The sequence below is a fragment of the Polyangium fumosum genome, from assembly GCF_005144585.1.
GTDB lineage: Bacteria > Myxococcota_A > Polyangia > Polyangiales > Polyangiaceae > Polyangium > Polyangium fumosum.
This window is the reverse complement of sequence record NZ_SSMQ01000010.1, coordinates 93,980-115,543: the sequence shown is the minus strand read 5'-3', so window position 1 is coordinate 115,543 and position 21,564 is coordinate 93,980. Positions and strand designations below refer to the sequence as shown.

Genomic DNA, 21,564 nt, shown 5'->3' with positions numbered 1-21,564 from the left:
GCGCAGGATCAGCAAAACGGCCGGGAAAGAAGGGGCAGGCGCGCGGGGGTGATCGGATCGTTCATGGGGGGGTGATCGGTGGGATCACGCTGGAGCGGGGCGATCCCTCGAACGGGAGGGGGCCGCCGACGAAGGCCGCGGCGCCGCCGGGCAGGGGCGTGATGGCGAAGGCGGTCGTCGGGGTTTTTCCGGGCGGAGCCTTGGGGCGGGTGAACCACAAGAACGTGGCGACGCCGAGGGAGACGAAGGACACGCCGAGGGAGACGTTCGCGAGGAGGAGCTTGGTGCGGACGGGGTCGACGAGGTCGGCGGTGCAGCGCGGGGCGCACGTGGCGTCGAGGTGGTCGTAATCGCTCTTCGCGCTCACGGCGAGGCCGGCGAACGCGGCGCCGCCCGCGAGGGCCACGCCGCCGAGGACGAGGGGCGCGAGGGGAAGGGGGCGCGGCAGAGGCGCGGCAGGCGCGGGTGTCTTCGGCGCGAGGGGCGCGGCGCCGACGAATCGGACGGAGAGGCGCCGGCGGTGTTCGCCTTCGCGGAGGACGACACGCTCCTCGACTGCGGGGGCGCCGGGCCACTCGTAACGGAGGCGGTGCTCGCCCGGATCGAGGGGAATCGCTTTGCCGTCGAGGGACGAGGCGAGCACGTGTTCGCCTTCGAGGACGCGGACGTCGGTGAGATCCTGGCCCACGGGGCCACGCGCATCGAGGACGATCGAGGGGGTGCGTTCGTCGAGATCCGTGAGCCAGTCGGCGCAGTCCTTGCGGACGATGGCGGGACAGGCCTCCGCGGCGCAAGTGAGGAAGCGTTCGCGCGCGGCGAGGAGCTTGCCCTGGTCGCGCAGCTCCTGGCCTTGCTCGGAGGCGTCTGCGCAGGCTTGTTTTTGCGCGGCCGGGTCCCCCGGGGGCGCGGCCGCCGCGGCGCGCGGGCAGGCCCCGAGCACGCCCGCGAGGGCGAAGGCGAAGAGGGAAAGGGGCGCTTGGGAGAGACGCATGGCGCTTGGAAGGCGACGCGGGAGCCTTCTTACCTACCGCTCGTGCTCGCGCTCGTCGAGCCTTCCGCGAGGCGCGCGGCGCGGAAGGCGGAGGGCAGGGCGCGCGCACGAATCCGCGCGCGCAAAACCTTGCCGTCCTGGAGGCGCCGCCGCATGGAGAGGGATCCACCCGAGACATGGACGTGGAGGAGGGGTGATGGCGAGCGAAAGCGAAGGCACGCGGGACAGGACGGCTCCACCGGAGCCTTCGGCGTTTCACCATGCCTACGAGGAGGGCGTGCACGCGCCCTGGGATATCGGCCGGCCCCAGGCGGACCTCGTGGCGCTGGCGGAGGCCGGAGGGTTCCGCGGCGACGTGCTCGACGTGGGCTGCGGGCCCGGCGACAACGCGATTTTCCTCGCGGCGCGGGGGCACGCGGTGACGGGGCTCGACATGGTGGAGAATGCGCTCGCGAAGGCCCGGACGCGCGCGCAGTGGAGCGGCGTGTCGGTGCACTTCGTGCGGGGCAATGCGCTGGAGCTCGAGATGCTCGGGCGGACGTTCGATACGGTGCTGGATTCGGGGCTGCTCCACGTGTTCGGGAGCGGAATGCGGGCGCACTACGTGGCGAGCCTGGCGCACGTGGTTCGTCCGGGCAGCATGTATCACGCGCTCGTATGGAGCGATCGGGAGCCGGGCGCGGAGGGGCCGCGGCGGCTTTCGCCGGAGGACCTTCGGAGGGCGTTCGCGTCGGGCTGGAAGGTGCGGGAGATCCGGCCCGCGCGGTACGAGCACATGCTCGGCGGCAAGGGATACGCGGAGGCGTGGCTCGTGTCGGTCGAGCGGACGGGGTAATCGATTTCCTTCGGCCCCGTTCCGTGCATTGCGCGACGGGGGCTGTCTCGGGTAGGCTCGCCGTCGCCATCATGAACCCCTTCACCCAGGTCTCGACGAACCGCTCTTTCGGCGGCCACCAGAAGGTGCTGCGGCACGAATCGCGCGCGCTCGGCTGCAGCATGAACGTGGGCGTCTACCTGCCCCCGCAGGCCGAGTCCGGGCGTTGCCCCGTGCTCTATTGGCTCTCCGGGCTCACGTGCACGGAGCAGAACTTCGTGACGAAGGCGGGCGTGCAGGAGCACGCGGCGCGGCACGGGATCATCGTGGTCGCGCCGGACACGAGCCCGCGCGGCGAGGGCGTGGCGGACGATCCGGCCTACGACCTCGGGCAAGGCGCCGGGTTTTACGTGGACGCGACAGAGGCGCCTTGGGCGAAGCATTATCGGATGCACGAATACGTGGCCGAGGAGCTGCCGGGGCTCGTGGAGGCGCACTTGCCGGCGCTTTCGGACCGGCGCGGGATCTTCGGGCATTCGATGGGCGGGCACGGCGCGCTGGTGCTCGCGCTGAAGCATCCGGGTCGATATCGATCGGTGTCGGCGTTTTCGCCGATCGTGGCGCCGAGCCAGGTGCCCTGGGGCGAAAAGGCGTTTTCCGCGTACCTCGGCGCGGACCGGGAGGCGTGGAACGCGTGGGACGCGACAGCGCTCGTGCGCGAGGCGAAGGAGCGGCTGCCGATCCTGATCGACCAGGGCGACGCGGATCAATTCCTCACGCGGGAATTGCAGCCGGAGCTCTTTCGCGCGGCGTGCGAGGCCGCGGGGCATCCGCTGACGCTCCGGATGCAGCCGGGGTACGACCACAGCTATTATTTCATTGCGTCGTTCATGCGCGACCACGTGGAGCACCACGCGGCGGCCTTGCGCTAGCGCCTCGGATCCACCTGTTTGCCGCGGGCGCGGCGGAGGACCTCTTCCGCCACGAACGCGGCCACCATCGAGGGCTTCGTCCCCGGCCCGAACCCGCCTTCATACCCGAGCTCCAGCGCGAGCTTGTTGTCGATGCGCGGGCCGCCGAGCAGCAGCAGGAACTTGTCGCGGACGCCCTGCTTGTTCAGGAGATCGATGAGCGCCGCCGCGTTCTCTTTATGGCAGTTGCGCTGCGTGATGACCTGCGAGACGAGGATCGCGTCGGCCCCGAGCGCCTTGGCGCGCTCGGCCAGCTCGACGTTCTCGACCTGCGCGCCGAGGTTGTGCGCGTCGAAGCACTTGTAGCTTTCGAGGCCCTTCTCCCCGGCGAACCCCTTGTAATTGAGGATCGCGTCGATCCCGACGGTATGCGCGTCCGAGCCGGTGCAGGCGCCGACCACGACGATCTTGCGGCCGAGCTCCTTGCCCATGGCCTCGATCTGCTCGCGGGAGAGCGGCTTCGCGGCCAGCTCGGCGACGTCGATGGTGTCGACGTCGATCTGGTGCGCCGAATGCCCGTACGCCACGAAATAGGTGTGCTGCTGGGAGCATTGCTCCATCGTGGTGACGAGCGGGTCCTTGAGGCCGTGGGCCTCGGCGAAGCGCTTTGCGGCTTCCCGCGCGCGATCCCCCGGCAGGATCGCGAGCGTGAAGGTCATCTGCACCATCCCGTCGCCTTCACGGTCCCCGTACGCGCGTAGCCATTTCGCCATGGTCAGCGGCCTCCTTCGAGCTCGTCGAGGATCGGGTTCAAATACTCGGGGTCACGCGCCGCCACGCCGGCGTGGCCCTTGCCACCCGTGCGCCTGCGCTTCACGTCGCCGAACGCGCCCCCGCCGATCGCGTCCCAGATGCCGTCGCCCTTCACCTGGACCAGAAGCTCGTGCGCCTTGTGCAGGACCTCTTTGGCGCGCCGCTCCACGATGCCGCCGGGCTTCCACTGGATCTCGTCGCCGAGGTGCTTCGCCGTGCCGAAGACGTATTTCGCGCTCTTCAGCGCGAGATACCGATCCATGAGCAGGGGCGTGTGGATCGCCTCGCTGAACATGCCGAGCAGCTCGATCGATTGGTGCGTCATCACGCCCGCGAGGTTGAACATCGCGTCGTGCACGTGGCTGTGAAAGACGTCGCCCGTCTTGAATTTCGTGGGCGGCATCCATTTGATGGGGTGCTTGTCGAAGATCTGCCGGACGAGCTGCGCCTGCGCGACCTCCAAGAGGAAGCTGTCTTCGAGCCAGGGGTCGATCTCGAAGGCGTGGCCGAGGCCCATCTGATCGTCCGAGAGCCCCGCGCGCCGCGCGAACGCCTCGTTGATGAACTGCGAGGCGAGCACGGTGTGCGCCTTCTCCACCGCGTCGGCCGTCGTGAGGTAGTTGTCCTCGCCCGTGTTGATGACGATCCCGCTGCGGGCCACGATGCGGCGCGAGAAGTATTGATCGACGAACGTCCGCTCCATGTTGATGTCGCGGAAGAGGATGCCGTACATCGCGTCGTTGAGGAGCATGTCGAGCCGCTCGACCGCCGCCATCCACGCGATCTCGCTCATGCACAGGCCCGAGGAGTAGTTCGTCTGGGCGAGGTATTGGCCCGTCTCTTCGCTCGCCTCGTCCGCGGCCTTGCGGATGATGCGGAAGTTCTCCTGCGTGGCGTACGTCCCCCCATACCCCTCGGTCGTCGGGCCTTCGGGCACGTAATCGAGGAGCGATTGCGCGGTCGCGCGGATGACCGCGACGATGTCCGCGCCCGCGAAGCGCGCGGCCTTGGCCTGGACCGCGTCGTCGTAGATGTTGCCCGTGGCGACGATGACGTATTTGAGCGGGAGCTCGGCCGCAGGGAAGCGGGCCTTGAACACCTCGCGCGCGCGCCGGGCCTCGTCCATGCGGGCGATCGCCCTCTGCGTTTCGAGCTCCAGGGCGCCGCGGCATTCGTGTGTCGTGGGGCCGCCCTCGACGTCGAGCGAGGCGCCGCCGTAGGCGATTTGTTCGGCGGCCTCCTGCGCGGAGCTCGCGCCTTCGAGCAGCGCGCGTCCGAGGAAGTAGGCGACGCCGCGGCCCGTGTGCCCCGCCTTGTGGATGCGGTCGACGAGCGCGTTCGCGAGCGGCGTGCCCTCGGGATCCGCGCCCGTGACGCCATAGGCGCGCGCGACGGTGCGCTCGATGCCGACGGTCGTGTGGCGGTCGATGAAGCGCTGGACGTCGTCGGCGATCGCGGCCGCCGCAGCGCGGCACGCGTCGACGGTCGCGTGATCGAGGGGGACCTTGGCCATGGCGCTCGGAAATGGCGCGGATGGGTCCGATTGTCAACGACGAGGGTTCGCCTCGCGAGCCGCGCCCGAGCGCGTGATCCGAGGCCTCATCGAGCGAGCGGCGTGATGGTAAACTGACGCCCGTGCACGTCTCCGCGACCCCTCCGCTCGCCGTGGCGAAGCTCGTTTGGCAGCCGCGCCGCGACGCCTTCGTGATGACGGTCGTCTGCAAGGCGACGTACGCGCTGCGAAACGGGCCGTGCGAGCTCGTCGGGTCGCCCGACGCGCCGCAGGTGATGGACGTCTACTGGCAGGACGGTTCGCCACGCAGCGTCCGCTTGCCGAACGATTTCGCGCCGTTCAAGCGGCACGTGGACGTGATGGTCGTGGGGCACGTTTGGGCGCCCCAGGGCCAGGCCGTGCCGTCGCTCGTCGCGCGGGTCGCGGTGGGGTCCCTGAACAAGGCGATCGTGGCCTACGGCGATCGCTACTGGTTGCCGGATGGCAGGCTCTCGGACGCCGTGCCGTTCACGCGGATGCCCCTGCGCTGGATGCGGGCGGCGGGCGGGCCGAGGTCGTGGAACCCCGTGGGGATCCCGCCGAGCATGGCCGCGAACGCGCCGGGGCCTCCGCCGAACTTCGAGCCGGCGGGGTTCGTGTTGCGGAGCCCGGCGCAGGAGGTCCCGCCCGTCGGCTTCGGGCCGATCGCGTCGCGCTGGCCGACACGCATGGAGCACCTGCGCGCGCACCGGAACACGTGGCCCCACGAGGGGTGGCACGAGCATCCGTTGCCCGCGGGCGTGGATGCGTCGTACTGGAACGCGGCGCCGAAGGACCAGCAGCTCACCGAGCTGCCGGCGCAAGCGCAGATCCTCCTCGAACACCTGAACCCCGAGCAGCCGCGGATGATCGCGCTCGTCGAGGACGTGCGGCCGCGGGCGATGGTGACGCGGAGCGGGGGCAGCCCGCAGGAAGTGTGGCTGCGCGCGGATACGCTGCTCATCGATACGGATCGAGCGGTCTGTAGCGTGACGTGGCGCGCGGCGGTGCCGCTGCGGCACGCGCAGGAAGAAGGGGTCGTGGTCGTCACGCCGACGCAGGGGATCGGGGCGATGCGTGTCGCGCCCAGCGTTCCACCGAGCGCGGCGCCGAGTGTCGCGCAAGCCGCTCCAGAGAGCGTCACGAAGGCCCTGGCGACGCCCGAGCGAGGGCCCACCTCGCGCACGATGACCATGCCCGCCCTGGGCGCGCCTCGGAATCCTGCGGCCGCGGTTCCGTTCGCGCCGTCGAGCGCCCCTGCCGTGCCGCCGTCCGCGCCGCGCCCGGAGCGTCCGCAGCTCTCGTTCGCGCGGGACGACGACGAGGTGACGCCCACCGGGAACGTGGGCAAACCCGAGGGGTTCGAGACCCTGCCGTTCCAGCGATCGCCGCTGCGCCAGGCGCCGACGAGCAGCCCCGCGCCCGCGTCCGCGCCGGCCCGGGTGCCGCCGATCGAGCCGGACGATGACGGGACACAGACGCTCGTGCCCCCGATGAGGCCTGCGGTCGCTGCGACGCTGCCGTTCGTCGCGTCTGGCATGATCGCGCCGGACGACGACGGCACGCGGACGCTCGTCCCCACGGCGAGGCCTGCGGCGTCGCCCGCGCTGCCCTTTCGCGCGGCCGCGCCGGCCCCCGCGGCGGACGAGCCCGAGCCGGCGACCGAGCGCAAGCCGAAGCTTCCACCCGATGCTGCCCTGCCGTTCGGCAACCCAACCCCTGCGGCCCCCCCGCGGCTCGTGCCTTCCGGGGCAGGCGTCGTGCCTTCGGAAGGCGGGAGCACGCATTTGGCGGGCGGGAGCATGCATTTGGCGGGCGGGAGCATGCATTTGGCGGGCGGGAGCATGCATTTGGCGGGTGGCGTCGTGCCTTCGGCGGTCGGCGTCATGCCTTCGGCGGGCGGGAGCATGCCTTCGGCGGTCGGCGTCATGCCTTCGGCGGGCGGGAGCATGCCTTCGGCGGGCGGCGTCATGCCTTCGGCGGGCGGCGTCATGCCTTCGGCGGGCGGTGGCATGCCTTCGGCGGGCGGTGGCATGCATTTGGGGGGAGGCGGCATGCATTTGGGGGGAGGCGTCGTGCCTTCGGCGGGAAGCGTCGTGCCCTCGGCGGGAGGCGTCGTGCCTTCGGCAGGAAGCGTCGGCGCCGCGCGCGGCGATCTCTCAATCGAGCGGTACGCGCGTATCAAGGTCGACCTGTGGGGGGCGCAGGCGGCCCTCCACGAGGTGCTCGCGCGGTACGGCATCGACGAGGTCGCGTGGCGCGTGCACGAGCGGCAGCAAGCGGAGGCGCTCGCGGGGGAGGCGCGGGAGGGTCGATGTGATCTCGCGCTCGCGCTTTGCGCCGCGTTCGAGGCCGCGAAGGCCCCGGGGGTCGCGCCGCCGCCTCTCGGCGGGATCGCATGACGTCGGCAAGCGCGAGGAAGCGATCCGAATGCGCCGCCGATTCGTATAGAATCCGAGGTCTCTGGAGGAGCCATGAAGCGTGCAACGAACGTGCGCGGGATCGAAGCAGCGGCGGCGAAACGGGGACCGCGGCTCCAGCCAGTGCCTGGGCCGGCCCCGCGACCCGCGTTGTTCACGGCCGAGGTCCACAAGGTCCGCGAAGACGGCGTGATGCTCGGCATCGGCGCCAAGGTCGTGCCCGCGAAGCTCGATCCGTCGGTCCATCCGACGGTCGTGGAAGGCGCCTGCGCGCGGCACGAGCGTGTGCTCGTCGAGGAGCAGGAGGGCGGCGGGCTCCTGGTGATCGGCGCGCTGCGCACGCAGCCGACGCCGGGCGTGGACGCCGCCGAGAGCTACACGATCAAGGCAAAGCGCATCTCGCTCGACGCCGGCGAAGAGCTCTCGCTCTCGGCGCAGACGGCCGCCGTGGTGCTACGCGCGATCGGCGAGGTCGAGACGTACGCCGAGCGGATCCTCTCGCGCGCCGAAGGCGTGCACAAGATCGTCGGGCGCATGCTGCGCCTCAACTAGCTCCCTGGATCAGGTTTGCCGGGGCAAGGCGTCGCGGGCGGCCGCGATCGCGCGCTCCTGCACGACGACCCAGCCCGCGACGTCGACGTGCGCGGCCCTTCGGGTCACGAGCGCGAGCTCGCGCGCGAGGATCGGCCGTTCGCCCTGGCGCGTGCCGCGCGCCGAGAGCTCGGTGACGATCGCGGACGGCGTCCACGGCTGGCCAAGCCGCATGCGGGGGTTGTCGAGGGGCCTCCGCTCCTCGAATGCGCGTAGCCACGCTGCCAGGCGCTCCTCGAAGTCGCCGCCCGCGAGCGCGCCCGGGCGTGGCGCCGAGCCGCCGCCGATCCGCTCGAGGGCCCGCCCGATCCGATCGGCCTCGTCGAACGCCCCGTTCGCGGCCGCGCGGCGGATGCCCTCGATGAGCACGGGCACGTGATCCGGGTGCCCGTGCCAGCCGAGCCAGGGCAAACCCTCGCGATCGAGGCTCGCCTCGGTGCCGAGCAGGTTGCGATCGAAGGGGCTGCCGAGCAGGCAGAGCGCTTCGAGGGCGATGCGGCGCGCGCGCAGGGTCGCGAGGTCCTCCGTGCGAGGACGCTGGAGCAGCGCGCGGAGGTGCTTCGGGCCGCGGGCGTCGCCGAGCGTGGTGAGGGCCGCGGCCGCGCTCGCCGTGGTGTCGGGGTCCGCGCTGTCGAGCAGGCGCGCGAGGAGCGGCGCGGCCGCCTGCGCGGGCAAGCGCGCCGCGAGGTCGATCGCCTTGTCGAGGACGCCCGGCGAAGGCGAGGGCCGCATGAGGAGCAGCACCGCGCTCGCCATGTCCACGCGGCCGCGGCGCACCATCGCTTCGAGCGCGACCTCGACCATCGCGGGATCGTCCTCGCGGCAGAGCTCGACGAGCGTGCGATCGATCGCCTCGTTCGAGCCGAGCGCGAACGCGTCGACGAACGCCGGGTACGTCCGCGGGTGCGAGCGGCGCAGCGCCAGCACGACCCAGCGCATCGCCGTCTCCGAATCGAGACAGCAGAGCGTGAACGCGAGCGCGAACGTCCGGCCGAAATCGGGCACGACCCACTCGATCGCGTACGCGAAGAGCGACTCCACGAGCCCGAGCGAGGGCGCGGCCGGATCGAGCGGCCGTTCGAGCGCGACGAGCGCGTCGAGGTTGTCGAGCAGGCGCTGCTCGAAGGGCCCGGCGTCGACCCAGGGCTCGTGCTCGTAGAGCCTGCGCAGGCTGCCGAGGCTCGCGAGGTCCTCGAAGCAGTCCCGCGCGAGGGCCCGGATCTGCGCGAGGTCTCCGGCGGCGCCGCGCGACGCGCCGAGCAAGGCCCGCCCGCGCGCCCCTGCCACGGACGCCGCCTCCTCGCGCGTGAGCACCCGCGGCGGCGGCACGAAGACCACGTGCGCCCGCGGAACCCCGACGCTCGCGACGAGCTCCTCGCGATGCGTGGCGGCTTCCGCGCCCGCCCCCAGCGCGCGCGCCGGCAGCCGCCCGCGCAGGCGCTCGCTCGCGTCGGCGAGCCAGCGCGCCGCGCCCTCGATGCGGTTTCCCACCGCCGCGTCCATCGGGAGCCGCTCGCGCGCCGCCTTCAACGCGGCCGACGTACGCGCGAGGGCTTCGAGGGCGTCCTCGTCGCGCGGCGCGGCCTCGACGAGGCGGCTCAGGAGCGCGATCCCTTCGCGGAGCGTGTCGGCGAGGTCTTTCGTGTCCGAACGGTCGGCGATCGCGAGCAGGCTGTCTTCGAGCGCGGACCGCACGCCTTCGAGCAGCGGCCGCGTCGACGTCGTGCCGGGCACACCCTGGAGCATCATGGCGCCCCCACGGCAAACGCGCCGCGCGCGCCGCCCTCGGACGCGAGCGTGACGAGCGCCTCCGGCGCCGGGGCGAACCCCAGGCGAAACGCCATACACGCGTACGCCGCGTGCACGGCGCCGCTCGCCGCGCCCACGTCGCCGAGCTCGTCGTAGAGGCGCGTCTCGATCGTCTTGGCCTCGTCGAAGGCCGACCGGTTCCGGATGCGCACGAAGCTCCACTCTTTCACGCGGTGCCGCTCCCCGTTCACGTCCGGCAGGACCCACGGCACGGGCGCGCGCATCGCCCCCGCGACGCGGAGCGCGACCTCCGTCGCGGCCTCGCCGATCTCCGTCCCGTCCTCCCGCTCCATCCCCGTCGCGACCGCGATCACCCGCGCGATCGGCGGCGCCGCCTCCTGCCGCGCGAGCACCACGAACGCCGCGGCCTCCGACGGGATGAACCCGTTCCACGCCCCCTCCGCGTGTAGCCGCCGCTCCTTGTCGAGCGCCGCGAGCACCGCCGGATCGTGGTGGCTGTCGACGCCGCCCACGACCACACACGCGCCCGCCCCGGGCGCCGCGAGCGCGGCAAGGCCCCGCGCGAGCGCCGCCGCGAAGCCCGCGTGCCCCAGCACCACGGCCTCCGAGGCCGCGAGCGCGATGGGTACGCCGGCGCGTTTGCCGAGGAGGTCGAGGAAGTCCGGCCCGAGCGGCTCTTCCTCCTCCGCGCGTCGCGGCGGCAGCGAGAGGAAGAGCGGGATCGGACCCTTCGCCGCGCCGATCCCGCGCGTCGCCTCCACGAGCGCCGGAGACGCAAGCTCGAGGAGCCGCTCGCGCCCCTTGCAAGCATCGTCGATCCGGAGCGCGCGCACGTCCCCGATGGCGTTGCCGCGTCGATCCCGTTGCCCGGTTTTCCCCGGCGAGAGCTTGCGCGCGCGCAGCACGAGCGCCGATTGCCGCGCGTCGAGCCCGACCGGCGTCGACATCCCCACGCCTGCGATGAGGCCCATCGTGGTCATCGGCGGCCCTCCTCGTTCTTCGTCTCGGCCTCGCTAAGCTTCGGCCCGTCGCGGCGCGCCTCTTCGTCGGCCACGAGGCGCGCGAGCTCCGCGGCGAACGCCTTGTCCTCGGCGGCCTTCTCGCGGAAGCGCCGTTCGAGCCGACCAAACGCCGCGATCCCGAGCCCAGCTTTGGCGAGCACCTGCGTCGGATCCTCGCGCCGCATCTTCGCCGCGATCGCCACGAACTCCTTGGGCGTGATCTCGGCCTCCCGCGGCGTCGCGAGCGCCTCCGAGGCGCGCTGGTAGGCCTTGACGTACGCCGCGCTCGGCCCGCCGTCGGCCTCCTCGCGCACGCTCGCGAGCCGCTGCGCCCACGCGCGCTCCTCGATCCCCCACGTGTAGTCGTCGATGCCGTTCTTCGCGAGCACCTCGCTGCGAGGCCATCGCTGCTCGGCGAGCTCCGCCGCGACCTCTGCGGCCTCGTGCGGCAGCATCTCCGGCTCGGCGGCGTTCGGGTGTCCCCACGTCTCGTACCGCGCCATCAAGAGCTCCTCTTGGCTCAGGGCGGGCGGATCCTCGCCCTTCCGTGCGTCCTCGTGCTCCGCCGCGAAGCGGAACCGCCCGCGCGGCAGCTCCCGCAGGACATCGTCCCACGCGCCTGCCGCGTCCTCGCTCCAGCGCTTCGGAGGCGCCCAGCCGATCACGATCCGGTCCACGTCGATGTGCGGTTGGTCCGTGGTCTCGACGAGGCCACGCCAGGTCACGTCCACCGTCGATCGATCCAGGTCGATCGCGACGCCGTCGACGAAGAGCTGGACGTCGCCGCGGCGCACGCGCGCGGAGCTGTAGTCCACGAGCGCGCGCGGCGCGTACGCCGGCAGCGCGATCTCCCACGCCGCCGCGGGATCCGGCCCGAGCCCCGCGAGGTGGATCGACGTCACCTCTTCGACCTCGTACGAGATCTCCGGCGTCCCGGCCTGGTAGACGCTCAGGTCGAACTTCTCCGGGTGCTGAAAATGGTGCCTCGATCCGTCGTGGCAGGCCTCCGGCCCGAGATCGATCACGCGGCCGTGCGGCGTCTGCGTGTGCGGCGGCCGGAGCGGGATCCGCCCGGGTTCTCCCGCGTGGACCATGAAGGGAAGGCGTCGGCTCCCGAGGCCGACCTCGGCGAGGCGCGGCCGGACGCTCGGCCCGAGCGTGCCGGAGGGCATGGGGACGATCTCCACGTGCCCCGTGAGCGTCAGATCGACCGCAAGGCGCAAGGGGACGAAGTCGTCGATCCGCGCAGGCTCGCCGGGCGCGCTGGGGCCTGCCTGGAGGCGCCGCGGCGGCGCGGGTTCGAGCGGGATCGGCCGGTGCGCCGCGCTCGTGTCGAAGCGGAACGTGGCGACGACGAAGACCGAAAGCCAGTTCCGATCGACGGTCCAGGGCAACACGCCGACGTGGCAGGGCAGGGGTTTGGCGTGGCGCTCTCCGGGGGGACGAACCGGCGACTCCGCGACGAGGATGCGGCGAAAGGGCGCGGCCTTGGGCATCAGTTGCTGATGAGGGTTGCGAGGTCGGTCTTCTTGAACTCGGTCTTGAGGCAATCGGGCCACCACTCGCCGGTCTGCTCGTAGCTGTAGAACCAGACGTCGATCTTGATGAGGCCCGTCAGCCCCGCCTTGAGCTCGCCGTCGTCCGACTTGAGCGCGAGGCCGGCGTCGCTCGCTTCGAGGAGCAACGCCCATTCCGCCTGGACCTGGATCCGGCCCTCGATCTGCAGCCAGTCACGCACCTGGACGCGGATGAAGGCGTAGATCTTGACCTCGACCGGCAGCTTCACGCCCGCCGTGTCCCATTTCCAGCCCCGCGCCTTCGTCCAGTTGAACGAGATGTACGCCGCCGCCGAGACGCTCACCTCGACGCCGAACCCGATGCTCGCCTCGGCGCCCATGCGCTGGATGATCCAGCCGACCGCGCTCGCGGCGATGCCGCCGACGAACGGGATGATGGCGAGGAAGTTCGTGAGCGGGCAGCTCGCCTCGAACTTCAGCTCGAACAGGAGGCCGCTGACGCTGACCTCCGCGGTGCGGACCATCTGGTAGAGGTCCGCGTCCTCGCCCGGCTCCCACTTGAACTGGAGCTCGACCTTGAAGTCGTCGCCGGGGGCAATGATGCTGCCCTCGGTCTCGACCCGGCCGAGCCGCGCGAACTGCTGGACGGTCTCGAGGCTGCGGTTGATCCAGCGGCCCACCCGGATGACGGGCTCGAGCGGCATCTCGAAGGTGAACTCCCCCTCGGGATAACAGTGCACCTCGTAGCTGACCCCGCCGCTGCACGCGCTGCCCGTGATCAGGACCCGGACCGGGTTCTGGTACGCGCGCCAGGCCCAGAGGAACTCGGCCAGCGTGCGCAGGTTGTTCAGCGCCGCTTCTTCCAGCCGTTTGTCGTACTGGATCTGCTGGTACGCCCGCCGCCCGTCCTGGTTCTCGACGCGCGACGAGCCACGCGCCGCCGCGTTTTGCTGCGCGTAGTTGTTCTTGTCGTTGATGCGCCGGCGCCTCGTCGCGGTGGATTCGTTCTGCGTGGCCTCGCCGGAGAACTCGATCGGGCCGCCATACGGCGGGTTCCAGTCCTCGCCGAGCGTGATCTCGTCGCCCGTCATCTCGCCGGTCTTCTCCGGGACCGCGGCGCCGAGCGCCGTCAGGCCGCCCGAACGGCTGAGCAGCCACTTCATGTGCGGCGGCTGGACGCAGTCCGGCGGCGCGTCGGGCACCTTCGCGTTCTTCCGCGTCGCCACGACCTTGATCTCGTCGCCGCGCTTGATGTCGATCTGCGGCATGTTGCCGACGAACGGGGCCTCTTCGTCACCACCCTTGATCTGCGACGTGTCGTAGGAGCAGCGCTTGAAGAACTCCTCGGGGTTGTCCGTGAGCAGCTCCGGCGGCACGTCCTGCAGGATCTTGCCCGTCGTGTTCGAATGGTTCTGCGTCGTCGGATCGTCGGTCCGCGCGGGCGGCAGGCCCTCGGCGCGGACGTCCGGCGAGCCGCTCGTCGCCCGCGCCTCCTCGCGGTACGTGCCGCTCACGACGCCGCCGCCCGAGTCCCCATGCGCGGGATCACTCGGCGTGATCGCCTCGCCCACGCGCACGACGTTGCCGTTCTGGAAGAGGGTCTTGCCGGACGTGTGCTCGACGGCCTTGTCCGTCGTCACGTGGTTGATGTGCGGGACGGGCTTCTGCTTCGGCGGATCGAAGCAGACGTCCGTCGGGCCGATCGTCATCGCGGTGTGCTCGCTGGTCTTCGTCGTGACCCCGCGGTCTTCGTTCGTCACGGTCGCGCCCATCGCTCGTCCCTCCGTCGCCTCGAGATCGGTTCGTCAGCAGAAAACGCGCCAGCGCCCATCGAGCCGCGTCATGTAGAAGTTCGCGCCCCAGCCGAGCGTGGGTTCGTCACGGTGCTGCGCGCGCACCGCGGGCTTGCCGGAGGCGCGGCGCACGTAGGCGACGCGGCCGTCGACATACCGGTCGAAGCGCAGGTCGTGCGCGTCGAAGGGCTCCATGACCCACGGCTCGTTCATCCGCTTCATGGCCTCGGCGCGCGAGAGGGGCTGCGGCCCGTAATACCGCTCGAACTCGCTCACCTTGAGATCCATCGCGGACTCGAAGCGCCCGGCGTCACGTGTCGCGAACGCGTCGTAGAGCTCCTGCACGGCCGCGCGTTGATCGGCGGTGCCCTCGACCGGGAACTCCTCGCGCGAGCCGCGCCGGTACACGGGATCGGGCAGGTCGTCGTCGATGCGCAGCACGCCGCCGCCCACGAGGGGCAGATCGATCGGCAAGCTCAGCGCGGCGACGCTCTTCGGGTAGTCCCAGGTGAAGATGGCGCGATCCAGGTCCTCCGCGAGCCGCACGGAGATCTCGAAATGCGGCCCGAGGTCCGGCGCGAGGGGCGAGCGCGGCGAGGGCGAGAGCTCCACCGTGATCGTGTTCTCGCCGCGGACGAGCCAGTGCGTGACGGGGCCGATCGGCGCGATGTTGTCGGGGACGATCCGGTCGTAGATCGGGACGCCGTTGAGGAGCGCGCGCGCGTGCGACGCCGGCCGGTGGAGGATGCGATAGACGTAGTTCGTGTGGGCCATCGCGTTCCTCAGTTCTGCGACGACGTCGTCGACGCGAGGTTGTTCGCCTGCTGCGTGTCGATCGTGATCTCGCTCGGCGCCTTCATGTCGATCCTGCCGTTCTTCAGGTGGATCTCGGTGTCGCCGACCTTGAGCGTGATCTCGGGCGCGTTGAGGGTCGTGCTCGTCGACTCGATGCGGAGCTCTTCGAGGCCCGCGAGGAGCAGCTCCTTCAGCGACACGACGGCGTAGTTGCCCGCCACGGTCGTCGTGCGCGACTCCTCGGCGCGCGACGTGTGCTTCTCGTCGGCCTTGCTGAAGGCGAGGCCGCCCACGGCCTCGTTGCGGAGCTTCTCCGTGTTCTCGGCCTTGTTGAGCTTGCCGATCTCGACGATCGAGCCGCCCACGACGAGCGTCGACGTCGTGCCGCCCGTGACCGCGTTGGTGTGGCCGGACTGCTCGAAGACGTGCCCGGCGATGAGCTCCGTCATGTTTTGCTCGACCGCGACGTTGTCGTCCGTGTGCGTGTCACGCAGGTGCGAGCCGCCGATCGTGATCGTGTGGTCCTTGTGGACCGTGTCGGTCTGCGAGGCCGAGATGGTCGCGGTGCGGTTGCCGCCGATGTTCACGGTCAGGTTGCCGTCGACCTTCGACGCGCTGTCGTCCGTCACGTGGATCGTCTCGTTCGCGCCGATCCGGATCGCCTCGTTGCCCTTGACGGTCCGCTGCTCGACGTTGCCGACCTTCTCGTCCTGGTTGTTCGCGACGACGATGTTCTGGTCCTTCTGCGCGTGGACGTGGATCTCCTGCGCGCCGGCCAGATCGTCGAAGCGGATCATGTTGTAGCCCGAGGGTTTGTCCGTCGAGCGCGGCGAGGTCAGCGAGTGCAGCGACGTGCGCATCTTGCGGATCGGCAGCTCTTCGAGGAAAGGATCGGCCGCGTTGAAGACACGCCCGAGGATGACGGGCCGGTCCGGATCGCCCTCCAGGAACTGGCAGAGCACCTCCCAGCCGGTGCGCGGCATCGCCGACGAGCGGCCCGTGTTGTCCTGCAACACCGGGATCCAGTGCGAGCAGGTGTCGTCCTTCGGCTGGAGCCGATCCCACGGGAAATGCACCTTCACGCGGCCCCACGCGTCCGTGTGGATGTCCGCGCCCGCGGGGCCCGTCACGAAGCCCGTGAGCGGGTTCGGCAAGGTCGGCACGTAGGTCTCGCAGAGCGGGCGGTACACCACGTCCGCGGGCAGCGCCTCGAACGCGATCGAGAACGACGACGCGGTCCGATCCCACGCGTGCGCGATCTTCGTGAGCACGTACGCGCCGTCCGTGACCCCCGAGGGCGCATCGACGAGCGAGAAGATCGTGCCCGTCGCCATGCGCCCCGCCGTCGATCGGCCCGCGAGGCGGCGCTTGGCGCAGGCGAGCGCCGCGGCCCGGAGGTTCGCCTTGGCCTGGCCCTGCGCGGGCAGCTCGTACTCGCCCGGATAGTCGTACCACTCGGGCCCCCACGCCGTCGGTCCCTTGGCCGAGACGTCCATGTCGAGGCGCGGCCGCTCCGGGTTGAAGTCGCGCAGCGAGACCTTGCCCGGCGTCGCGCGGCCCGCCCAGCCGACCTCGAAGACCGCGTCGCGGTTCTCGTGCAGCCCCGAGTCGTGGTGGAACGCGAGCGTCCCCGCGCCCTCGACGTACGCGCTCGTGAAGTCGCCGAGGACCATGCGGCCCTCGTCGTCGACCACGTAGAAGATCCCCTCGTCTTCGAGCAGCCGCGACGCGAAATCGAAGTCCGACTCGCGCATCTGCACGCAGTACGGGCGCTTCACGTACGACCCCACGAGCCGCGGCTCCACCGTCACGCCGTGCGCGCCGATCACCTCGGCCACGATCTCGGGCGCGGATTTGTCGCGGAAGATCCGGATGTCGACGCGGTGCCTCGTGGTCGCGAGGCGTGGCTCGAGCACGAGCGTCACCTTGCCCGTGCCCGCGTTGCCCTTGCGCGTCGCGGCGCGCTTGATCTCGGTCACCACACCCAGGATCCGCCGCTCGTCGGCGGCGCGCGTGAGCGTGAGCGTGGCCTCCGTGAAGATGAGCGCGTCCGGATCCAGCGGATCGGTGGGCTCGAGCTGGAGCGTGATCTCGAAGCGGTACGTCCGCGAGAGCGCCTCCTCGCCCGCGATGGTCTTGACGGGGTACGTCGTGCCCCCGAGCGAGAGGAAGTAACGAAGCGGATCCTCGGTTGCCACGGCGTCCTCCTCAGTTGTGCTCGATCATCCCGCTGTCGGCGTCGAACGTCGCGCCGGACAAATCGAGGCTCGGGGTCGTGATCGTGATCGCGTCCGTGGTCATCGTGAGCACGCTCGATCCACACGTGAAGCGGATGCTCTCGACCGCCTCGATGTGCACGACCGGCGCGCTGCCGACGACGGCCGATGTGACGTTCCACCTCGCCGTCGTGTCGGCGTTGTCGAGGTACTTCTCGTTCGACACGCAGACGATCGAGCCCCCGACCTCCTCGGTCCACGCCGTGTTCACGTCGAGCGCGTGGTCCTTCTTCGCCACCTCGATCTTCGAGCCGCCGATGACCTGCACCGAGTCCTTGCGCGCGACCTCGGAGACGTCCTCGTTCGCGACCTTCACGACGCTGCCGCCGACGACCGTCACCATGTCGCGTGACGTCCGGTTGATGTTGTTCGGCGTGATCTCGATGAGCGATCCGCCGACGGAGAGCGTGCGATCTCCCTTCACGGACGTGCGGTGCGCGTCGCCCACGCGGATCGTCCGCGAGCCGCCCACGGTCTCCGTCTCGTTGGCCGAGACCGTCTTGATGCGCAGGCCCGAGACCGTCAGCGTCTCGTTGCCGCCGATCGTGATCCGCTGATCGCCGATCACGCGCTCCTCCTGCGAGGCGTGGATCGTCAGGTCGTGGTTCGCCGCGACCGTGCGCGTGGAGTCGTTCTGGATGCTCTCCCAGCGCGAATCGAGGACGATGTAGTTCATGTCGCGCGAGGCGTTGATGAACATCTCCTCGGCGGCCATCCGGTCCTCGAAGTAGATCTCGTTCGCCGTGCCGTCCGCAGGCACCGTCGCCGTCTTCCACACGACGCGCGTCATGTTCCCGGGCAGCTTGTACTCGGGCAGGCGCTCGCCGTCGTGGATGCGCCAGATCACGCTCGGCGCGTCGACGCCGCCCTCCTCGTTGAAGGTCGCGACGTTCCAGCCCATGCGCGGGAAGAGCATCGATCCAGGGGCCGCGCGTTGCGCCACGCGCATCCACGTGCCGCCCTTCTCGTTGCGCGGGCCGAGCCGGTCCCAGTGCAGGATCGTCCGCACCCGCGCGAGCTCGTCCGGATGCACCTCCTGCCCGTCGGGCCCGATCACCTGCCCGAGCTGGAGCCCCGCCTGCTTCGCCTCCGGCGTCAACCGCTGCGGCCGGAACACGACCTCGGCCCGGATCGCCCAGAAGCGCGTGTCGCACGGCTGATGCTCGTCCCCGTCGACCTCCACGCGCGTCACGAGGTAACGCCCGTTCATCTTGGCGACCGGGTGCCCGTCGATCTCGAGCGTGACGCCGGGGAAGGGGCGCACGCTCGTCGACAACCCCATCACGCCCGCCCGCGCCGCCACGGCTGCGTCGCGCTGATCGCGCACCCGCACTTCGAGGATCGCCTCCATCCCCGTGCCGCCGCCCGGCGCGTCGTACACCTCGTGCCGGCCCGCGCCGGCCTTCGCCTTGATCGGCACGAGCGGCCGCTTGAGGTCGTACGACTTCGCCTCGAATCGGCCCGTCGACGCGGCGCTCATCGAGCCGAGCTGCGTCACCGCGTCCTGCTTCGGCTGCAGCGCGCTCTCGCGCACCCAGGGCAGGAGCGCGCCGCCCGGCATCTCCGGCGCGGCCGCGGAGTTGTCCGAGAAGACGGTGATCGAGCCCGCGTCGTGATCGAACCAGTAGTAAATCCCCTCCTCCTCCAGGAGGCGGCTCACGTAGGTCCAGTCGTCCTCGCGGTACTGCGCGCGGTAGGGGTAACGCGGGTAGCTGCGCGTGAGCGCCCAGCGGTATTTCCCGGTGTAGTCGGCGAGCACGTCGTCGACGACGTCCTGCACGCGGACGTCCTGCGACGCGTAGCAGTCACGGCCGAGCGATTGTCGCCACATCATCGGCCGGAGGACGATCGTCGCCCGCCCGCGCTCGTTGTCGAGCGCCCGGGCGCTCGCCTCGGCCACCACGCCCGTGACCACGCGCTCCTTGTGCGCCTGATCCCGCAGGGTGAGCGTCGCTTCCGCGCCGATCACCACGTCGACGTCGGGCAGCGGCAGCTCCACTTCGACCTCGACCTCGTACCGGAACAGGGTCGAGAGCGCCTCCTGCCCCCGGAGCGAGAGCACGCGGCGCACCTCGGTCCCCGTGACGACGAGCTCGGCGAATGCAAGTTCCATCGCGCGTTCTCCTTCAGGGCGTGAGCTTCTCGGGGTTGCCGCGCAGGGTGATCTTGGTCTCGCTCTCCTGCTTGAGCGGCCCTTTGATGGTCACGTTCCCGGGCATCATCTCGATCGAGAGCGCCCCGGCGCGGAGCGCGATCGAGGCCGACGAGACGAGCTCGATCACGCGGCTCCGCAGCTCCATGCGCTCCGCCGACCGGAAAAACGCCGAGCTTTGCACGTTCACCGTCGTCTGCTTGGCCGACACGCTCATGTCGCCCTTCGACTTGCGCAGGTCGAACCCGCTCACGAACGTGTCGAGGTTCTCGGCCACCGCCTGCTTGACGCTCTCCTCCAGGGCGATCGTGATCTTCGATCCCCCGGCGTACTCGAAGAGCATCTCGCCGCCCTCATGGGCCACCGAGCCGCCTGCCATCGAGATCGACGAGCCGCCCACGATCCGCGTCAGCGTCTTCTGGACCGAGCGATCGATCGAGCCCGTCTCGTCGTTGCCGGAGCGCGTGAAGCGCGTCCCGCCCACCGTCTCGACGTCGTTCTCCATTACGGAGGTCTCGACGCCGAGCGTGACGTCGATCGTCTCTTCCCCGCCGATCGTGTGGTTCCGGTCGATGTTGACCTTGTGCACGACGTGCCGGCCCACGGTCCGCGTTTGATCACCGCCGATGTCGATCGTCTGGTTTTTCTCGACCGTGCGGGTCGAGTTGCTCTCGATCAGCACCGTCTGGTTGTTGCCGATCGTCTCGGTCCGGTCGTGCTGGACGAGCGTCTTGAAGTCCTTCTGCGCGTGCCAGTCCATGTGCATCGAGCCGGCCGAGTCCTCCAGGCGCAGCTCGTTGAACCCGGCCTTGCCCGGGTACGTCTCCGTGCGGATCGTCATCCGGTTGCGGAACGCGGGCTGGCTGTACATCGGGACCATCTGCCCGTTGATCTGCCGCGCGAGGCCCACGGGGCGCGTCGGATCGCCGTCGATGTAGGCGACGCTGATCTCCCAGCCGACACGCGCGAGCGCGATCGAGGTCGAGATCTCTTGCGTCATCCGGATCCAGCGCGAGTCCTCGTCCGTGCCCTTGGCCTCGCGATCCCAGTGGAACTGCACCTTCGCGCGTCCGTACGCGTCCGTGTGGATCTCCTCGCCCGCGGGACCACGCACCATCACCGTGTGGTTGCCCTCGATCTCGGGGCGCTCCGTCTTCACCGCCGGGCGGAACGGGACGTCCGCGGGGATGGCGCGGAAGCGGTTCTCGTAGTGCGCGACGCCCGCCTCCTCGCGGTACTCGTGCTCCACGGACACGAGCAGATAGCGCCCGCTGAAGCTCGCGCCCTCCTCGTGCGTGAACGAGAAGATGCGCGCCGGCGCGAACGAAAAGACCGTGCTCGTGCCCTCCACGAAGCGCTTCTCCGCGCAGAGCGCCTCGACCCGGAGCTTCGCCAGCGTCTCGCCCGTGCCCTTCTCGCGATACCCGACGGGGTAATCGTAGACCTCGAGGTGCGTGTCCTTCGCGCCCGTGGCCGAGGCGAGGAGCGAGAGCTTCGGCGTCTTCCAGTTGTGGTCGTTGACCGTGGCCTTGCCGGATCCCACGACCGCGCCGCGCTCGAACGAGGTCACGCCGAAGTCGCCGTGCGAGAGCGCGCCCGCGGCGTCGATGAGCTCGAACTCCGCGCCGCCCTCGATCTCCTCCGAGGCCGAGGACGTATCGCCGATGATCATCGTGCCGTCGGGATCGAAGCTGTAATAAAAGCCCTCGAACTCCAGCATGCGCGACACGAAATCGAGGTTCGTCTCGCGATACTGCACGCAGTAAGGCTGCGACGCCGAGGCGCGCGTCGTGCGAAACGCGTGGGCGACCGATCCCTCGTCGAGGACCTTCGAGACGATCGGCTCGGCCGGCTGGTCGCGCCACTTGCGCGTGTTCTTGTCGAGGCCGAGGAACCAGAGCGAAGGCCGCAGCTCCAGCTCGTAGTGCAGGTGGCCGTCCTTCTCGTCGAGGAAACGGCCCCGCGCGAGCTGCATCGAGAACCGGCGTTTCTCCTGCCCGTCCCAGAGGATCACGACCGTGGCCGGCTCTTCGAGCAACGCCTCCACGTCGAGATCCGAGCCCACGGCGACCTCGACCCAGGCCCCGCCGAGCTCGCTCAGCCTCTCCTCGACGCGCAGCCGCAAAGCCGGAAAGGAGGCGTCGCCGAGGCTCAAGAAGACTTCGATCCGCAACGCTTTCTTGCTCATG

At 70.4% G+C, this 21,564-nt stretch carries 16 protein-coding genes; 4 read left to right on the top strand and 12 right to left on the bottom strand.

Annotated elements, in window-relative coordinates; translation table 11 throughout:
* Positions 1-61: 61 nt before the first annotated feature.
* Both E8A74_RS12185 and E8A74_RS55480 read right to left on the bottom strand, forming a co-directional pair.
* Positions 62-991, bottom strand: coding sequence for a hypothetical protein (locus E8A74_RS12185; RefSeq protein WP_136929146.1), 930 nt, complete (start codon positions 989-991; stop codon positions 62-64).
* A gap of 29 nt (positions 992-1,020) precedes the next feature.
* Positions 1,021-1,146, bottom strand: coding sequence for a hypothetical protein (locus E8A74_RS55480; protein ID WP_269749870.1), 126 nt, complete (start codon positions 1,144-1,146; stop codon positions 1,021-1,023).
* Between the two features lie 41 nt (positions 1,147-1,187).
* On the opposite strand from E8A74_RS55480, the gene E8A74_RS12180 reads away from it, so the two are divergent.
* A complete protein-coding gene (locus tag E8A74_RS12180; protein WP_136929145.1) occupies positions 1,188-1,826 on the top strand; it encodes a class I SAM-dependent methyltransferase in 639 nt (212 codons plus the stop codon).
* A 71-nt stretch (positions 1,827-1,897) separates the two neighbouring features.
* Entirely contained in the window at positions 1,898-2,737 is an 840-nt protein-coding gene (fghA, locus tag E8A74_RS12175) for an S-formylglutathione hydrolase (RefSeq protein WP_136929144.1), read from the top strand.
* On the opposite strand, the gene kamE is transcribed toward fghA, so the two are convergent.
* Together kamE and kamD are read right to left on the bottom strand one after the other, a co-directional pair.
* Positions 2,734-3,489: a lysine 5,6-aminomutase subunit beta gene (kamE, locus tag E8A74_RS12170; RefSeq protein WP_136929143.1), complete on the bottom strand. Its 756-nt coding sequence runs from the start codon at positions 3,487-3,489 to the stop codon at positions 2,734-2,736. The two genes, fghA and kamE, sit on opposite strands and share 4 nt — an antisense overlap.
* Positions 3,490-3,491: 2 nt before the next feature.
* Positions 3,492-5,042, bottom strand: a complete 1,551-nt coding sequence (gene kamD / locus E8A74_RS12165) for a lysine 5,6-aminomutase subunit alpha (RefSeq protein ID WP_136929142.1) — start codon at positions 5,040-5,042, stop codon at positions 3,492-3,494.
* Positions 5,043-5,164: 122 nt separating this feature from the next.
* On the opposite strand from kamD, the gene E8A74_RS12160 reads away from it, so the two are divergent.
* Complete coding sequence (locus E8A74_RS12160) at positions 5,165-7,462, top strand: DUF2169 family type VI secretion system accessory protein (RefSeq protein WP_136929141.1); 2,298 nt, start codon at positions 5,165-5,167, stop codon at positions 7,460-7,462.
* A 72-nt stretch (positions 7,463-7,534) separates the two neighbouring features.
* The gene (locus tag E8A74_RS12155) at positions 7,535-8,032 is read left to right on the top strand and encodes a hypothetical protein (RefSeq protein WP_136929140.1); all 498 of its coding nucleotides are present in this window, start codon (positions 7,535-7,537) and stop codon (positions 8,030-8,032) included.
* Between the two features lie 9 nt (positions 8,033-8,041).
* On the opposite strand, the gene E8A74_RS12150 is transcribed toward E8A74_RS12155, so the two are convergent.
* Genes E8A74_RS12150 through E8A74_RS12115 form a run of 8 tightly spaced genes read right to left on the bottom strand, consistent with a single transcriptional unit; the run spans position 8,042 to position 21,563 of the window.
* Positions 8,042-9,820: a hypothetical protein gene (locus tag E8A74_RS12150; RefSeq protein WP_136929139.1), complete on the bottom strand. Its 1,779-nt coding sequence runs from the start codon at positions 9,818-9,820 to the stop codon at positions 8,042-8,044.
* Positions 9,817-10,821 carry a hypothetical protein gene (locus tag E8A74_RS12145; protein ID WP_136929138.1) on the bottom strand — a complete coding sequence of 335 codons (1,005 nt, stop codon included), beginning with the start codon at positions 10,819-10,821 and terminating at the stop codon, positions 9,817-9,819. The genes E8A74_RS12150 and E8A74_RS12145 overlap by 4 nt, the downstream gene beginning before the upstream one ends.
* Positions 10,818-12,338 (bottom strand): hypothetical protein, encoded by a 1,521-nt coding sequence (locus tag E8A74_RS12140; RefSeq protein WP_136929137.1) that lies wholly within the window; start codon positions 12,336-12,338, stop codon positions 10,818-10,820. The genes E8A74_RS12145 and E8A74_RS12140 overlap by 4 nt, the downstream gene beginning before the upstream one ends.
* Entirely contained in the window at positions 12,338-14,119 is a 1,782-nt protein-coding gene (locus E8A74_RS12135; RefSeq protein WP_170229070.1) for a PAAR-like domain-containing protein, read from the bottom strand. The genes E8A74_RS12140 and E8A74_RS12135 overlap by 1 nt, the downstream gene beginning before the upstream one ends.
* Positions 14,120-14,164: 45 nt before the next feature.
* The gene (locus E8A74_RS12130; protein WP_136929135.1) at positions 14,165-14,926 is read right to left on the bottom strand and encodes a hypothetical protein; all 762 of its coding nucleotides are present in this window, start codon (positions 14,924-14,926) and stop codon (positions 14,165-14,167) included.
* Between the two features lie 8 nt (positions 14,927-14,934).
* Positions 14,935-17,145 (bottom strand): type VI secretion system Vgr family protein, encoded by a 2,211-nt coding sequence (locus E8A74_RS12125; RefSeq protein ID WP_136929134.1) that lies wholly within the window; start codon positions 17,143-17,145, stop codon positions 14,935-14,937.
* 10 nt (positions 17,146-17,155) lie between these two features.
* Entirely contained in the window at positions 17,156-19,336 is a 2,181-nt protein-coding gene (locus E8A74_RS12120) for a type VI secretion system Vgr family protein (protein WP_136929133.1), read from the bottom strand.
* Positions 19,337-19,349: 13 nt separating this feature from the next.
* A complete protein-coding gene (locus E8A74_RS12115; protein ID WP_136929132.1) occupies positions 19,350-21,563 on the bottom strand; it encodes a type VI secretion system Vgr family protein in 2,214 nt (737 codons plus the stop codon).
* Position 21,564 lies beyond the last annotated feature (1 nt).